Origin of the sequence: Streptomyces sp. SID1328, from assembly GCF_009865595.1 — a bacterium.
Taxonomy (GTDB): Bacteria; Actinomycetota; Actinomycetes; order Streptomycetales; family Streptomycetaceae; genus Streptomyces; species Streptomyces griseoluteus.
The window spans coordinates 1-13,624 of sequence record NZ_WWKH01000743.1; the positions used below are offsets into that span (position 1 = coordinate 1).

13 protein-coding genes and 1 pseudogene are annotated in these 13,624 nt (G+C 74.3%); 11 read left to right on the forward strand and 3 right to left on the reverse strand.

Annotation, left to right across the window (positions count from 1 at the left end):
* From GT030_RS23875 to GT030_RS23905, 7 genes are all read left to right on the forward strand, one after another.
* The coding region (locus GT030_RS23875; protein ID WP_161202859.1) for an ATP-binding protein at positions 1-176 on the forward strand (176 nt) is incomplete at its 5' end.
* A gap of 77 nt (positions 177-253) precedes the next feature.
* The gene (locus GT030_RS23880; protein WP_161202860.1) at positions 254-973 is read left to right on the forward strand and encodes a class I SAM-dependent methyltransferase; all 720 of its coding nucleotides are present in this window, start codon (positions 254-256) and stop codon (positions 971-973) included.
* A gap of 74 nt (positions 974-1,047) precedes the next feature.
* Positions 1,048-1,881 carry a M55 family metallopeptidase gene (locus tag GT030_RS23885; protein ID WP_161202861.1) on the forward strand — a complete coding sequence of 278 codons (834 nt, stop codon included), beginning with the start codon at positions 1,048-1,050 and terminating at the stop codon, positions 1,879-1,881.
* Positions 1,874-3,178, forward strand: a complete 1,305-nt coding sequence (locus tag GT030_RS23890; protein WP_161202862.1) for a M20/M25/M40 family metallo-hydrolase — start codon at positions 1,874-1,876, stop codon at positions 3,176-3,178. Before GT030_RS23885 ends, GT030_RS23890 begins: the two co-directional genes overlap by 8 nt.
* Before the next feature lie 4 nt (positions 3,179-3,182).
* Entirely contained in the window at positions 3,183-5,147 is a 1,965-nt protein-coding gene (locus GT030_RS23895) for a prolyl oligopeptidase family serine peptidase (RefSeq protein ID WP_161202863.1), read from the forward strand.
* Entirely contained in the window at positions 5,144-6,067 is a 924-nt protein-coding gene (locus GT030_RS23900) for an LD-carboxypeptidase (RefSeq protein ID WP_161202864.1), read from the forward strand. Before GT030_RS23895 ends, GT030_RS23900 begins: the two co-directional genes overlap by 4 nt.
* Positions 6,068-6,100: 33 nt before the next feature.
* Positions 6,101-6,646 (forward strand): GNAT family protein, encoded by a 546-nt coding sequence (locus GT030_RS23905; RefSeq protein WP_161202865.1) that lies wholly within the window; start codon positions 6,101-6,103, stop codon positions 6,644-6,646.
* A gap of 8 nt (positions 6,647-6,654) precedes the next feature.
* Here the strand turns inward: GT030_RS23905 and GT030_RS23910 are convergent, their stop codons facing one another.
* Positions 6,655-7,005: a VOC family protein gene (locus tag GT030_RS23910; protein WP_161202866.1), complete on the reverse strand. Its 351-nt coding sequence runs from the start codon at positions 7,003-7,005 to the stop codon at positions 6,655-6,657.
* Between the two features lie 168 nt (positions 7,006-7,173).
* Here GT030_RS23910 and GT030_RS23915 point away from each other — a divergent pair, with 168 nt between their 5' ends.
* The gene (locus GT030_RS23915; RefSeq protein ID WP_346009728.1) at positions 7,174-9,108 is read left to right on the forward strand and encodes a transketolase; all 1,935 of its coding nucleotides are present in this window, start codon (positions 7,174-7,176) and stop codon (positions 9,106-9,108) included.
* A 70-nt stretch (positions 9,109-9,178) separates the two neighbouring features.
* On the opposite strand, the gene GT030_RS23920 is transcribed toward GT030_RS23915, so the two are convergent.
* Together GT030_RS23920 and GT030_RS23925 are read right to left on the reverse strand one after the other, a co-directional pair.
* Positions 9,179-10,000 (reverse strand): class I SAM-dependent methyltransferase, encoded by an 822-nt coding sequence (locus tag GT030_RS23920; protein ID WP_161202868.1) that lies wholly within the window; start codon positions 9,998-10,000, stop codon positions 9,179-9,181.
* A 66-nt stretch (positions 10,001-10,066) separates the two neighbouring features.
* Positions 10,067-11,563: a bifunctional phosphatase PAP2/diacylglycerol kinase family protein gene (locus tag GT030_RS23925; RefSeq protein WP_161202869.1), complete on the reverse strand. Its 1,497-nt coding sequence runs from the start codon at positions 11,561-11,563 to the stop codon at positions 10,067-10,069.
* 102 nt (positions 11,564-11,665) lie between these two features.
* Between GT030_RS23925 and GT030_RS23930 the strand changes: the two are divergent.
* From GT030_RS23930 to GT030_RS23935, 3 genes and pseudogenes are all read left to right on the forward strand, one after another.
* Positions 11,666-11,951 (forward strand): annotated as a pseudogene (locus tag GT030_RS23930) (DUF6158 family protein).
* Positions 11,952-12,109: 158 nt separating this feature from the next.
* Positions 12,110-12,589, forward strand: coding sequence for a hypothetical protein (locus GT030_RS35825; RefSeq protein ID WP_202460492.1), 480 nt, complete (start codon positions 12,110-12,112; stop codon positions 12,587-12,589).
* A gap of 178 nt (positions 12,590-12,767) precedes the next feature.
* A partial coding sequence (locus GT030_RS23935; protein WP_161202870.1) for an aminotransferase class I/II-fold pyridoxal phosphate-dependent enzyme occupies positions 12,768-13,624 on the forward strand: 857 nt, incomplete at its 3' end.

Consider the following 13,624-nt stretch of genomic DNA (forward strand, 5'->3'; position numbering starts at 1 on the left):
ACCTGCTGTTCGAGGTCACGGACGAGGAACCGGAGCTGCCTGACATGCGCACCGCCGGACCGGACGACGAGGCGGGCCGGGGCCTCGGCGTGGTCAGCCGGCTGGCGAAGGAGTGGGGCGCGACGACGAGCGGGCACCGCAAGACGGTCTGGTTCGAGCAGGCGCTGATTCCGTAAAAGGGGCCCTTGGACCCCTTGTCCCGGGGCAGTCGGCGCGATATCCCGATCATGGCACCGACCTTGGGGAGATCGCAGTGAACGTTTCCGACGACTACCGCTCCAACTGGGAGAGTTACTGGCGGGAGACCTCCGACGAGCGGGGGGACGCGATCTGGGACTCCGACCCGTCGCTGACCGCCGAGCCCCACAGCGATCTCCTGCTGCCCCACGCCGAGGCCGGCCGCGTCATCGTGGACCTCGGCTGCGGCAACGGCACCCAGACCCGCTACCTCGCCACCCGGTTCGCCCGCGCGGTCGGCGTCGATCTCTCGGACGCGGCGATCGACCACGCCCGCCGTGCCACGGCCGGGGCCGCCGCCGAGTTCGAGCAGCTCGACCTGACCGACACCGACGCCGTGCGCGACCTGCACGACCGGCTCGGGGACAGCAACGTCTACATGCGCGCCGTCATCCACCAGAGCGAGCCCGCGGCCCGGCCCCTGGTCGCCGCCGCCGTGGCCGAGCTGCTCGGGGAGGCGGGCCGGGCCTTCGTCGTGGAACTGACCTCCGCGTCCCGTGACGTCCTCCAGCGTGCGGCCTCCGGTCCCGCCGGGCCCCCGCCGAAGCTCCGCCGCGTCTTCCACCACGACCTCAAGCCCGCGGACGCCGGGGACGAGGAGATCCCCCGTCTGCTGACCGGGGCGGGCCTGAAGATCCTGGCCACCGGTGAGACGGTCCTGCCGCAGACGGAGCACTTCCCGGACGGCACCCGCATCGACCTGCCGGCCAGGTGGTTCGTGCTGGCGCGCGAGTGAGAACGGCCCGTGCCGGGCGGCGGCCGGGGACCGGGTCGTAGCCGCCGCCGGGCCGGGCGCGTAACCTGCGCGGCATGAAGATCCTCATCAGTGCCGACATGGAAGGTGCCACCGGGGTCACCTGGCCGGCCGACGTGCTGCCGGGGACGCCGCAGTGGGAGCGCTGTCGGGGGATGTTCACCTCCGACGTGAACGCCGCCGCCCAGGGCTTCTTCGACGGTGGCGCCGACCAGGTGCTCGTCAACGAGGCGCACTCGACCATGCGGAACCTCCTGCTGGAGAAGCTGGACGAGCGGGTCGAGATGCTGACCGGGCGGCACAAGTCGCTGTCCATGGTGGAGGGCGTCCAGCACGGCGACGTCGACGGCATCGCGTTCATCGGCTACCACGCGGGCGCCGGCATGGAGGGCGTCCTCGCCCACACCTACCTCGCCAACCAGATCACCGGGGTCTGGCTGAACGACGTACGCGCCAGCGAGGGCCTGCTCAACGCGCACGTCGTCGCGGAGTACGGGGTGCCGGTGGTGCTGGTCACCGGGGACGACCTGGCCTGCGAGGACGCGCTCGGCTACGCGCCGGAGGCGCTGAAGGTCGCGGTCAAGGACCATGTGTCGCGGTACGCGGCCGTCTGCCGCACCCCGGCCCGCACCGCCGCCGACATCCGCGCCGCGGCCAAGGAGGGGGCGCGGCTCGCCGTGCGGCAAGCGCCTCTGGATCAGGGGCCGTTCACGGTCGCCGTCGAGTTCGACGCCGAGCATCTGGCGATGGCTGTCACCGTGGTGCCGGGGGTGCTGCGGACCGGGGAGCGGAAGGTGGCGTACACCAACGGCACGATGTACGAGGCAATTCGCACGTTCAAGGCGGTCACCACGATCGCCTCGGCCGCCGTGGAGGAGCAGTATGGCTGACCAGCGCGCGCTGGACGAGGTGGTCGAGTTCACCTCCGAGCTGATCCGGATCGACACCACCAACCGGGGCGGCGGCGACTGCCGGGAGCGGCCGGCCGCCGAGTACGCGGCCGAGCGCCTGGCCGGTGCCGGTCTCGAACCGCTGGTGCTGGAGCGGACACCGGGGCGCGGCAACGTCGTCGCCCGCGTCGCCGGCACCGACCCGTCCGCCGACGCGCTGCTGGTGCACGGCCATCTGGACGTGGTGCCGGCCGAGCCCGCCGACTGGAGCGTGCACCCCTTCTCCGGCGAGGTCCGTGACGGTGTGGTCTGGGGGCGTGGCGCCGTCGACATGAAGAACATGGACGCGATGATCCTGGCGGTGCTGCGCGGCTGGGCCCGGCAGGGCGTGCGGCCGCGCCGGGACCTCGTCATCGCCTTCACCGCCGACGAGGAGGCCAGCGCGGAGGACGGCTCCGGCTTCCTTGCCGACCGGCACCCCGAGCTGTTCGAAGGCTGTACGGAGGCCATCGGGGAGTCGGGGGCCTTCACCTTCCACGACGGCACCGGGCGCGAGATCTATCCCGTAGCGGCGGGGGAGCGGGGCACCGGCTGGCTGCGGCTCAGCGCGGGCGGCCGCGCCGGACACGGCTCCAAGGTGAACCGGGAGAACGCGGTGACCCGGCTCGCCGCCGCCGTCACCCGGATCGGCGAGCACGAGTGGCCGCTGCGCATCACCCCGACCGTGCGGGCCGCGCTCACCGAACTGGCGGACCTGTACGGCGTGGAGGCCGACTTCGACGACATGGAGCTGCTGCTCGACAAGCTCGGCCCAGCCGCCAAGCTGGTCGAGGCGACCGTCCGCAACAGCGCCAACCCGACGATGCTGGACGCCGGTTACAAGGTCAACGTCATCCCGGGCGAGGCCCACGCGCACATCGACGGACGCTTCCTGCCGGGCGGCGAGGAGGAGTTCGAGTCCACCCTGGACCGGCTCACCGGACCGGACGTCGACTGGGAGTACGTGCACCGCGAGGTCGCCCTCCAGGCCCCGGTGGACGCACCGCTGTTCGGCAGGATGCGCGCTGCCGTGGAGGAGTTCGCGCCCGGCGCGCACGTCGTCCCGTACTGCATGTCCGGCGGCACCGACGCCAAGCAGTTCTCCCGGCTCGGTATCACCGGCTACGGGTTCGCCCCGCTGCGGCTGCCCGAAGGCTTCGACTACCAGGCGCTGTTCCACGGCGTGGACGAGCGGGTGCCCGTGGAGGCGCTCCGGTTCGGCGTCCGCGTCCTCGACCGCTTCCTGCGGACGGCCTGACGAGATGGGGGAAGAGATGCTGGTCCAGCCGTACGGTTCCTGGCCGTCGCCGATCGACGCGGCGCTCGCCGCCGCGCACGACGGACACCCCGAGTGGGTGGGGTTCGTCGGGGACGAGGTCTGGTGGACCGAGCCCCGGCCCGCCGAGGGCGGCCGCCGCGCCCTGGTGCGCCGCACGGCGGCCGGTGCCGAGGAGCCGGTGCTGCCGCCGCCGTGGAACGTGCGCAACCGCGTCCACGAGTACGGCGGACGCCCCTGGACCGCCGCTCCCGGCCCGGATCGCCCCCTGGTCGTCTTCACCCACTTCGCCGACCAGCGGCTCTACCGCTACGAGCCCGGAGGCGAGCCGGTCCCGCTGACCCCGCTCTCCCCGGTGGGCGGCGGGCTGCGCTGGGCCGAATCGGAGTTGGACCCAGGACGCAACGAAGTCCGTTGCGTGCTGGAGGAGTTCACCGGCGAGGGCAGCGGTGACGTACGGCGCGTACTGGCCGCCGTACCGCTGGACGGCTCGGCCGCCGAGGACCGGTCGGCCGTACGCGAACTCACCGATGGCCGGCACCGGTTCGTCACCGGCGCCCGCGTCTCCCCGGACGGACGCCGGGCCGCGTGGCTCGCCTGGGACCACCCGCGCATGCCGTGGGACGGCACCGAGCTGCTCGTCGCGGAGATCGGTGACGACGGCCGGTTCCGGGACGTGCGCACGGTCGCCGGGGGCGACGAGGAGTCGATCGCCCAGGTGGAGTGGGCGCCGGACGGGCGGTTGCTGTACGCGAGCGACCGGGGCGGCTGGTGGAACCTGTACCGCGACGGCGTACCGCTGTGCCCGCGCCAGGAGGAGTTCGCCGGCCCGCTGTGGAAGCCCGGCCAGCGCTGGTTCGCGCCCCTGGCCGACGGGCTGCTCGCGGTGCTGCACGGCCGCGGGGCAGCCGTGCTCGGGATACTCGACCCGGAGACCGGTGAGATCGCCGACGCGGCCGGTCCCTGGACCGAGTTCGACTCCTCCCTCGCCGCCCACGGAAGCCGGGTCGCGGCCATCGGCGCGAGTCCGCGCACCGGGTACGAGGTGATCGAGCTGGACACCGGCACCGGCCGCGCCCGCACGGTCGGCGCCCGGCACCGGGACCCCGTCGACCCCGCCTACTACCCCGAGCCGGAGGTCCGCACCTTCACCGGACCCGGCGGCCGCGAGGTGCACGCGCACGTCTATCCGCCCCGGCACCCCGTGGTCACCGGACCCGACGACGAGTTGCCGCCCTACGTGATCTGGGCGCACGGCGGCCCGACCAGCCGGGTCCCGCTTGTACTGGACCTCGCCATCGCCGCCTTCACCTCACGCGGCATCGGAGTCACCGAGGTCAACTACGGCGGCTCCACCGGGTACGGGCGTGAGTACCGCGAGCGGTTGCGGCACCAGTGGGGCGTGGTCGACGTGGAGGACTGCGCGACGGTGGCCCTGGCGCTGGCCGAGGAGGGCACGGCCGACCGGGACCGGCTGGCGATCCGGGGCGGCAGCGCGGGCGGCTGGACCACCGCTGCCTCGCTGACCGGCACCGACGTCTACGCCTGCGGCACGATCAGCTACCCGATCCTGGACCTCACCACCTGGGGCCCCGGCCGCACCCACGACTTCGAGTCGCGCTACCTGGAGTCCCTCGTCGGCCCCTTCGCCGAGGTGCCCGACCGCTACGCCGAGCGCTCGCCCGCCCACCGCGCCGACCGGCTCACCGCCCCCTTCCTGCTCCTCCAGGGGCTGGACGACGTGATCTGCGCGCCCGAGCAGTGCGAGCACTTCCTCGACCGCATCGCGGACCGGGGCGTCCCGCACGCCTACCTGGCCTTCGCCGGCGAGGGCCACGGCTTCCGCCGCGCCGACACCATGGTCCGCGCGATGGAGGCCGAACTGTCCCTGTACGCCCAGGTGTTCGGGTTCGACCTGCCCGGCGTCCCGAAACTGGAGCTCGGCACGTGAAGCAACTGAAGCGCCCCACCCGTCTCGCCCCCGGCGCCCGCGTGGCCGTGGTCGCGCCCAGCGGGCCGGTGCCCGACGAACGGCTGCGCGCTGGCCTCGACGTGCTGCGCGGCTGGGGCCTCGACCCGGTCGCCGCACCCCATGTGCTGGACCGGCACGGCCAGTTCGGCTACCTCGCGGGTACCGACGCCGACCGGGCCGAGGACCTCCAGCGGGCCTGGTGCGACCCCTCGGTCGATGCGGTGCTCTGCGCGCGCGGCGGTTACGGCGCCCAGCGGATGGCCGATCTGCTCGACTGGGAGGCGATGCGGGCGGCCGGCCCGAAGGTGTTCGTCGGCTTCAGCGACATCACCGCCCTGCACGAGGCGTTCGCCACCCGTCTGGGCCTGGTCACCCTGCACGGCCCGATGGCCGCCGGAATCGACTTCATCGGCAGCGAACGCGCCCGCGAACACCTCCACGCGACCCTCTTCACCCCGGAGAGGGTCCAGCGGATCACCACCGACGGCAAGCCCCTCGTTCCCGGCCGCGGCCGGGGCACCACCCTCGGCGGCTGCCTCTCCCTCCTCGCGGCGGAACTCGGCACCCCGCACGCCCGTCCCTCCGCCCGTGGCGGCCTGCTCTGCCTGGAGGACGTGGGCGAGGAGACCTACCGCCTGGACCGGTACCTCACCCAGCTCCTCCGCGCCGGCTGGCTGGACGAGGTCCGCGGCATCCTCCTCGGCTCCTGGCAGGACTGCGACCCGTACGACTCCCTCCGCCCGATGCTCGCCGACCGGCTGGCCCCGCTCGGCATCCCGGTCCTCGAGGGCGCCGGGTTCGGGCACTGCCCGGACGCCCTGACGATCCCCTTCGGCATGGCGGCCGAACTGGACGCGGACGCGGGCACGTTGACCCTGGAGGAGCCCGCCCTGCGGTGACTTCCGGCCAGTGGCCCGGCGTACCCTGGCCGCATGCCCCACACCGAACCCCACTACCTCGCCCAGGGCCCCCGGGTGGCCGTCCGCCGGTTCCGGATGGAGGACGGCGGTGAGTTCACCGCGCGGGCCAGGGAGAGCAAGGATCTGCACCGGCCGTGGCTGGTGGTGCCCGACAGCGACGAGGCGTACGCCACCTACGCCGGGCGGCTGCTCGGGGACGCGGGGCGGGCCGGGTTCCTGGTGTGCGAGAGGGACAGCGGGGACATCGCCGGGTTCATCAACATCAACAACATCGTCCGGGGCGGCTTCCAGTGCGGGGCGCTCGGGTACGGGGCGTTCGCGCACGCGGCCGGGCGGGGGCTGATGCGGGAGGGTCTCGAGCTGGTGATCGGGTACGCCTTCGGGCCGCTCGGGCTGCACCGGCTGGAGATCAACGTGCAGCCCGGCAACACCGCGTCCATCGCGCTCGCGCGCGGCGCCGGGTTCCGGCTCGAGGGGTTCTCGCCCGCCATGATCCAGGTCGAGGGCGAATGGCGCGACCACGAGCGCTGGGCGCTCACCGCGGAGATGCGGGGCTGAATCCCCCCTCAGGCCGACGACTGGTCGGCGTACTCGAAGACCGTGCCGTCCGGGTGCATCACCAGCAGGTTCCGGCCCACCGGTGTCGGTACCGGGCCCGCGATGATCTGCGCGCCCAGGTCCGCGAGCAGCCGGTGCGCCTCCTCGACGTCCTTCACGGCGATCGTCGCCGTCACCTTGCGCAGCACCTCCAGCTCCGCCTCCGGCCCGCTCATCAGCAGGAACGACCCGATCGCGGCGACCCTCACCCCGCCGCGCTCGAAGCGCAGGGCCGTACCGCCCGCCAGCCGCTCGTAGAACGGGACCGCGGTCTCGAGGTCGTCGACGCAGATGCGCAGGGTGGCGCCAAGAATCTCCATGCCCAGGAGCCTAGTTGGGGCAGCCGGGTGCGCACAGGCCGTCGCCGCGCATCGGGGGCGTGCGCGGCGGCCGGGTGACGTGGAGGTGGTTTGGGTGCCGTCACCCCGGTTACGCGGAAGACCTCGGACGAACCGCACCACCGGGGCGCCCGCGGCCGGTCACACACCGTGACGGGTCGGGGCTCGCCGGGGGCCGGGCGACCCGCCCGGTTTGCCGAGGACCGTCCGAGTCGCCTCGGACCCGCGGAAAGGAGACCCATGAACAACGACGAACTCGCCGAACTCGGGCAGCAGTTGCGGGTGGACAGCGTCCGCGCCGCAGACGCCGCGGCATCCGGACACCCCACCTCCTCGATGTCCGCCGCCGACCTGATGGCCGTGCTGCTCGCCAACCATCTGCGCTACGACTTCGAACGCCCCGACCACCCCGCCAACGACCGCTTCATCCTCTCCAAGGGACACGCGTCCCCGCTGATGTACGCGGTCTTCAAGGCGGCCGGCGCCATCGACGACGCCGAACTGCTCACCTTCCGCAAGCTCGGCAGCCGTCTGGAGGGCCACCCGACCCCGCGCAGGCTGCCCTGGGTGGAGACGGCCACCGGCTCCCTCGGCCAGGGCTTCCCGGTCGGCGTCGGCATCGCGCTCGCGGGCAAGCGGCTGGAGCACTCCGACTACCGCGTCTGGGTGGTGTGCGGCGACAGCGAGATGGCCGAGGGTTCGGTCTGGGAGGCCGCCGAGGCAGCCGCGTACGAGAAGCTGGACAACCTCACCGTCATCGTGGACGTCAACCGGCTCGGCCAGCGCGGCCAGACCCGGCACGGTCACGACCTGGACGCCTATGCCCGCCGCTTCCAGGCGTTCGGCTGGCACACCGTCGAGATCGACGGCCATGACGTCGCCGCCATCGACCGCGCCTACAGCGAGGCCGAGTCCACCAAGGACCGCCCCACCGCGATCATCGCCCGGACCCTCAAGGGCAAGGGCGTCGCCGCCGTGGAGGACAAGGAGGGCAAGCACGGCAAGCCGCTGCCCGACGCCAAGGAGGCCATCGAGGAACTGGGCGGCCCCCGCGACCTCCGCGTCCACGTCAGCGAGCCGCCTGCCGCGACTCGGGAGAAGCTCGCCCACGAGCCGCTGAGCCTGCCCCGCTTCGACAAGGGCGAGGAGGTCGCCACCCGCGACGCCTTCGGCAAGGCGCTCGCGGCGCTCGGCACCGCCCGCGGTGACGTCGTCGCCCTGGACGGCGAGGTCGGCGACTCCACCCGCACCGGCGTCTTCGCCGAGGAGCACCCCGAACGCTTCTTCGAGTCCTTCATCGCCGAGCAGCAGATGGTCGCCTCGGCGGTCGGCATGTCGGCACGCGGCTGGGTGCCGTACGCGTCCACCTTCGCCGCCTTCTTCAGCCGCGCCTACGATTTCGTGCGCATGGCCTCCATCAGCGACGCCTCGATCAACCTGGTCGGCTCGCACGCGGGCGTGGCCATCGGGCAGGACGGCCCTTCCCAGATGGGCGTGGAGGACCTGGCGATGTTCCGGTCCGTGTACGGCTCCACCGTGCTCTACCCCTGCGACGCCAACCAGACCGCCCGGCTGGTCGCGTCCATGGCCGACCTGGACGGCATCCGCTACCTCCGCACCTCGCGCGGCGAGAGCCCGGTCATCTACGACGCCGACGAGGAGTTCCCCATCGGCGGCAGCAAGGTGCTGCGCTCCAGCGAGGAGGACCGGCTGACCGTCGTCGCGGCCGGGGTGACCGTGCAGGAGGCGCTGACGGCCGCCGACAAGCTCGCGGAGGAGGGCATCAAGGTCCGGGTCATCGACCTGTACTCGGTCAAGCCCGTCGACGTGGAGACGCTGCGCCGGACCGCCGACGACACCGGCTGCCTGGTGACGGTCGAGGACCACCACGAGGAGGGCGGCATCGGCGACGCGGTCGTGGAAGCCTTCACCGACGGGCGTCCCGTGCCGCGCCTGGTCCGCCTCGCGGTCCGGACGATGCCGGGTTCCGCCGCGCCCGACGAGCAGTTGCACGCGGCCGGCATCGACGCCGCGAACATCGCGGCCACCGCGCGGCTGCTGGTGGGCGAGGCCGTGGTGAGCTAGGCCGGGTCTCCGCTGTGGCGGGCGTCGCTCCGGCGGCGCCCGCCGTGGTGCTCAGGCAGGCTTGCGGTGCTCAGGCCGGCTTGCGGCACAGGATCTCCCCGTGCAGGACGGCGAACCAGCCGTCCTCCCGCAGCCCCCACTCCCGCCACGCCCCGGACATCGCGCGCAGCTCCTCGGGCGTGGCGTGGCCGCCCTGCACCGCGCGGTCGGCGTAGGCGGAGGCGAGCGTACGGTCCGCCCACAGGCCGCTCCACCAGGCGCGTTCCTCGGGGGTGGCGTACGTCCAGGTGCCCGAGGTCGCTGTGATGTCACTCAGCCCCGCCGCCAGCGCCCAGCTCCGCAGCCGCCGGCCGGCGTCCGGTTCGCCGCCGTTGGCCCGCGCGACGCGCCGGTACAGGTCCAGCCAGTCGTCCAGGCCGGGCACGGCCGGGTACCAGGTCATGGCCGCGTAGTCCGCGTCGCGCACCGCGACCAGACCGCCGGGCCGGGTCACCCTGGCCATCTCGCGCAGCGCGCCCACCGGGTCGCCCACGTGCTGGAGCACCTGATGGGCGTGAACCACGTCGAAGGTGCCGTCGGGGTGGTCGAGGGTGTGTACGTCGGCCACCTCGAAGTCCACGTTGGCCAGACCCCGCCCCTCGGCGGTGGCGCGGGCCTGCTCCAGGACGCCGGGGGCGCGGTCGGCGCCGGTCACCCGGCCGTCGGGGACCAGGGCGGCGAGGTCGGCGGTGATGGTGCCGGGGCCGCAGCCGATGTCGAGGACGCGCATGTCCGGTTCGAGCGAACCGAGCAGGTACGCGGCCGAGTTGGCGGCCGTGCGCCAGGTGTGCGAACGCAGCACCGACTCGTGGTGCCCATGGGTGTAGACGGCGGTCTCGCGTGTCTCCGGCATGACGTCACGGTACGCCCGCCACCCGGATGCTGAGACCGCCGTTCCGCGATACGGACTGACGAACCGTCAGGCGACGTTGGGCCGCGGGCTGTACGCCGTCAGGATCTCCGGCAGCTTCTCCACCGTCACCGTGCCGGACACCGAGGTGACCTCGCCGTCGTACGCCAGCGGGGTGCCCGGCGCGAGGCCCGACAGGCGCAGCCGGCCGAGCTGGACCGCCGCGTGGCCCTGGGACCGGCTGAGCGGGCCCGCCACGGCGGCCGCCAGCAGACGCAGCGTCGGCCAGCCGTTGCCGTGCACCACCCGTACGTCCAGCGGGCCGTCCGACAGCTCCGTACGGCGCCCGGCGCCCAGGCCGCTGCGGCGGTAGACGCCGTTGCCGACGAACAGCATCCACAGCGGGTGCCGCTTGCCGGCCGCCTCGACCACCAGCGGATGCCGGTCCCTGCGCAGCACCTTCACCGCGCCCAGCACCCCGGCCGCCCAGCCGCCGATCCGGGGCGACCAGTGCTCGCGCTCGCGCACCAGCTCGGGGTAGACGCCCAGGCTCAGCGTGTTCAGGAAGACGCTGGAGCGGTCGTCGGCGGTGAACTTGCCGACGTCCACCTGGACCGCCTCGCCCGCGCGGACGGCGGCGGCCAGTCCGGCGGCGTCCTCCACCCCGAGGTCGTACGCGAAGTGGTTCAGGGTGCCGCCGGGCAGCACCGCCAGCGGCAGATCGTGCAGCAGGGCGACCTCCGCGCCCGCGTTCACCGTGCCGTCGCCGCCGCACACCCCGAGGACCCGTGCCCGCGCCGCCGCCTTGGCCAGCTCGGCCCGGACCTCCTCGGGCTCGCACTCCACGATCTCCGCCAGCGGCAGCGCGTCGTGCAGCGCGCTCACCCGGTCCGCGGTGCCCGAGGCGCGGTTGGCGACCATCACCAGGCCCTCGCCGTCCGGCAGCGCCGGGGCGTCCGCGCGCGGCCGGGCCACCGGGCGGGCGGCCGCCCGCGTCGGCACCAGCTTGCGCACCACGAACGCGGCCCCGACCCCGAGCGCCGCACCGGCCAGCACGTCGCTGGGGAAGTGCGCACCGGTGTACACCCGCGACGTCGCCACCGCGAACGCCACCGGAGCCACCGCCGCACCCCACGCCGGGGACTCCAGCGCGACCCCGGCCGCGAAGGCGGCGGCCGAGGCGGAGTGACCGGACGGGAAGGAGGTGGTGATGGGCTGCCGCTTGAGCCGCCGGGACAGCGGCACCGGGTCCAGCACCGGCCGGGTGCGGCGCACCGACCGCTTGCCGAGGGTGTTGACGGTCAGCGAGGCGAGGCTCAGCGAGGCGAGCCCCCGCACGGCCGCCCGGCGCGCCCTCGGAGTACGGGTGGCGGCGATCGCGCCGGCCGCCGCGAACCACAGCACGCCGTGGTTGGCGCTGCGGCTCAGGCGGGGCAGCACCTTCTGGGCACCGGGCCAGTTCCGCCGGGCGGCCACCTCGAAGAGCCGGGCATCGGCCGCCAGGAGCCGGCGCAGGACGGTGCGGCCGGTGGCCGGGACAGCGGTGAGGTCGACATCTGCGCTCATGTTCGACCCCTTACCCCGAAGCGCGCCTTTCTTGTGCCGCCGCCGGGGTGCGCGCGCGGAGGCCGGGGGAGCGGGATCTTCGTACAGTGGACCTCAGGACCAGTGGACCTCGGGACCGCGGAACACGACGAGCGGGGGCACCACCATGACCGGAGTCGACCCCAGCCGACTGGACGACCAGCAGCTCATGAAAGAGCTGGAGACGATCCACCGCACACGCCACGACACCCTGCTGTACGGCTCGAACGACGCCCTGCGCGCCCACAACGAACGCATGGCCCAGTTGGAGGGCGAGTACCTGCGCCGCAATCCGCGCCGCCTGGTGAGCGCGGGCCGCACCCGCGAGGGCGCCCGAGAACGGGGCTGCGGGGAGCCGGGGGAGACGTGAGATCCGCGGTGGCCGCGAGGGCCGGTGTCACCCGTTGGGTGTCGTCCGTGTCCCGCGAATGGGGTCCGGCGGCGGGCGGGGTGGCGCCCAGGGGGCTCTGATGGCAGGGAGGGCACGAAACGCGTGCCCCGACCGCCGTACCGCGAGGAGCCCGCCCCATGCGCCGCACCGTACGCGCCCTCTCCACCGCCGCCGCCCTGGCCGGCGCCACGCTCGTCATAGCCGGGCCCGCGTCCGCCGAGCCGGGCGCGCCCTGCGAGGACCCCGCCGCCTCCGCGCCCAAGTCACCCGGCAAGTCCTACGACGCTCCGCTGTCCGGAGCGCCGTTCCTGAGCGCGGCGCCCACCGCCCCGGAGCGCAGCGGCGGCGCGAAGGACTGCGCGGAGACCTCGGCCGGGAAGACGGGCGGGGGCGGAGACGGTGCGGCCTGGGACGACGGCGAGGAGGAAGGCCAGAGCTGGGAATCCGCCCCCGCGAAGGACGACCCGCCCACCGTGGAGCACGGCGTGCAGGCCGGGGCCGGCGGCACCTTCTCCGACTCGGTACCCGCCCTCGCCGCGGGCGGTGCGCTGATCGCCGCCGCGGCCGCCGGAGCGGGGTACCGGCTGTACCGCCGCAGGCGCCCGGCCGGGCGCTGAGGAGCGGGTACCGGAGGCCGCTGTGACCGGGACGAGGCCGGCCACGAGCCATGCCGGGCCGTTCGGCGGGTACACACCTCCCCGAGGACACCATCAGCAGGCACCCTGCGCACCCGCCACAGGGCACCGGACACCGGGGGCACAGGGGATTCGGCACACGGACCGTGCGGAGGCGGAGATGCGGCGGAGGGAACCCGAGGGCCACGGCCCGGTCCGCTACGGCCCCCCGTTCCCCGCCGACGGCCTGCCCGTCCTCCCGGAACTCGCCGACCGGCTCGCCGCCGCCGAACACCACGGCGCGACCCAGCCCGCCGGCGGCGGCCCGGCACTGCTGGAGGCCGCCTGCGGCTACTGGACCCGGCGCTCGCTGCCCTGCGCCCCCCACCACGTGACCCTCGCCCCCGGCGCGCCCCCGCTGCTGCTGGCGCTGATCGCCGCGCTCGCCGGGGACCACGGCGACATCCTGGCCCCCCGCCCGCGCGCCACCTGGTGGGCGCCCGTCGCCCGGCTGCTCGGCAGACGCCTCTTCCCGGTGCCGACCCCGGCCGACAGCGGCGGGATACCCGACCCGTACGCGCTGCTGGAGACCGTCCGCCGGGTCCGCGCGGAGGGCGGCGACCCACGGCTGCTGGTGCTGTCCGTCGCGGACGACCCCACCGCCGCCGTCGCCCTGCCCGAGCTGCTGCACGAGGCCGTGGAGGCGGCCGCCGCCGAGGGGCTGCACCTGATCAGTGACGAGACCTGGCGGGACACCCTGCACGCCCCGCACGACACCGTCCTGGTCAGCCCGGCCGGGATACTGCCCGACCACGTCACCGTCGTCGCCGACCTCGCCGGATCACTGCTCCCGGCCGGCTGGCCCGCCGCCGTGGCCCGCTTCCCCGACAGCGCGGCCGGGGAGGACACCCACGCCCGCGCGCTGGACGTCCTCACCGCGCTCGGCGCCCGCCTCGCCGCCCCGGTCGCGGCCGCCGCCCAGTACGCGCTGGACGAGCCCGAGCCGGTCACCGCCCGCCGCCGGGCCGCCGTGGCCCT

Excerpts from the sequence above, each read along its gene's own strand:
- GT030_RS23885 (WP_161202861.1), top strand. The coding sequence starts at position 1,048 with ATGAAGATCCTCATCAGTGCCGACATGGAAGGTGCCACCGGGGTCACC.
- GT030_RS23890 (WP_161202862.1), top strand. The coding sequence starts at position 1,874 with ATGGCTGACCAGCGCGCGCTGGACGAGGTGGTCGAGTTCACCTCCGAG.
- GT030_RS23895 (WP_161202863.1), top strand. The coding sequence starts at position 3,183 with ATGGGGGAAGAGATGCTGGTCCAGCCGTACGGTTCCTGGCCGTCGCCG.
- GT030_RS23905 (WP_161202865.1), top strand. The coding sequence starts at position 6,101 with ATGCCCCACACCGAACCCCACTACCTCGCCCAGGGCCCCCGGGTGGCC.
- GT030_RS23910 (WP_161202866.1), bottom strand. The coding sequence starts at position 7,005 with ATGGAGATTCTTGGCGCCACCCTGCGCATCTGCGTCGACGACCTCGAG.
- GT030_RS23920 (WP_161202868.1), bottom strand. The coding sequence starts at position 10,000 with ATGCCGGAGACACGCGAGACCGCCGTCTACACCCATGGGCACCACGAG.
- GT030_RS23925 (WP_161202869.1), bottom strand. The coding sequence starts at position 11,563 with ATGAGCGCAGATGTCGACCTCACCGCTGTCCCGGCCACCGGCCGCACC.
- GT030_RS35825 (WP_202460492.1), top strand. The coding sequence starts at position 12,110 with ATGCGCCGCACCGTACGCGCCCTCTCCACCGCCGCCGCCCTGGCCGGC.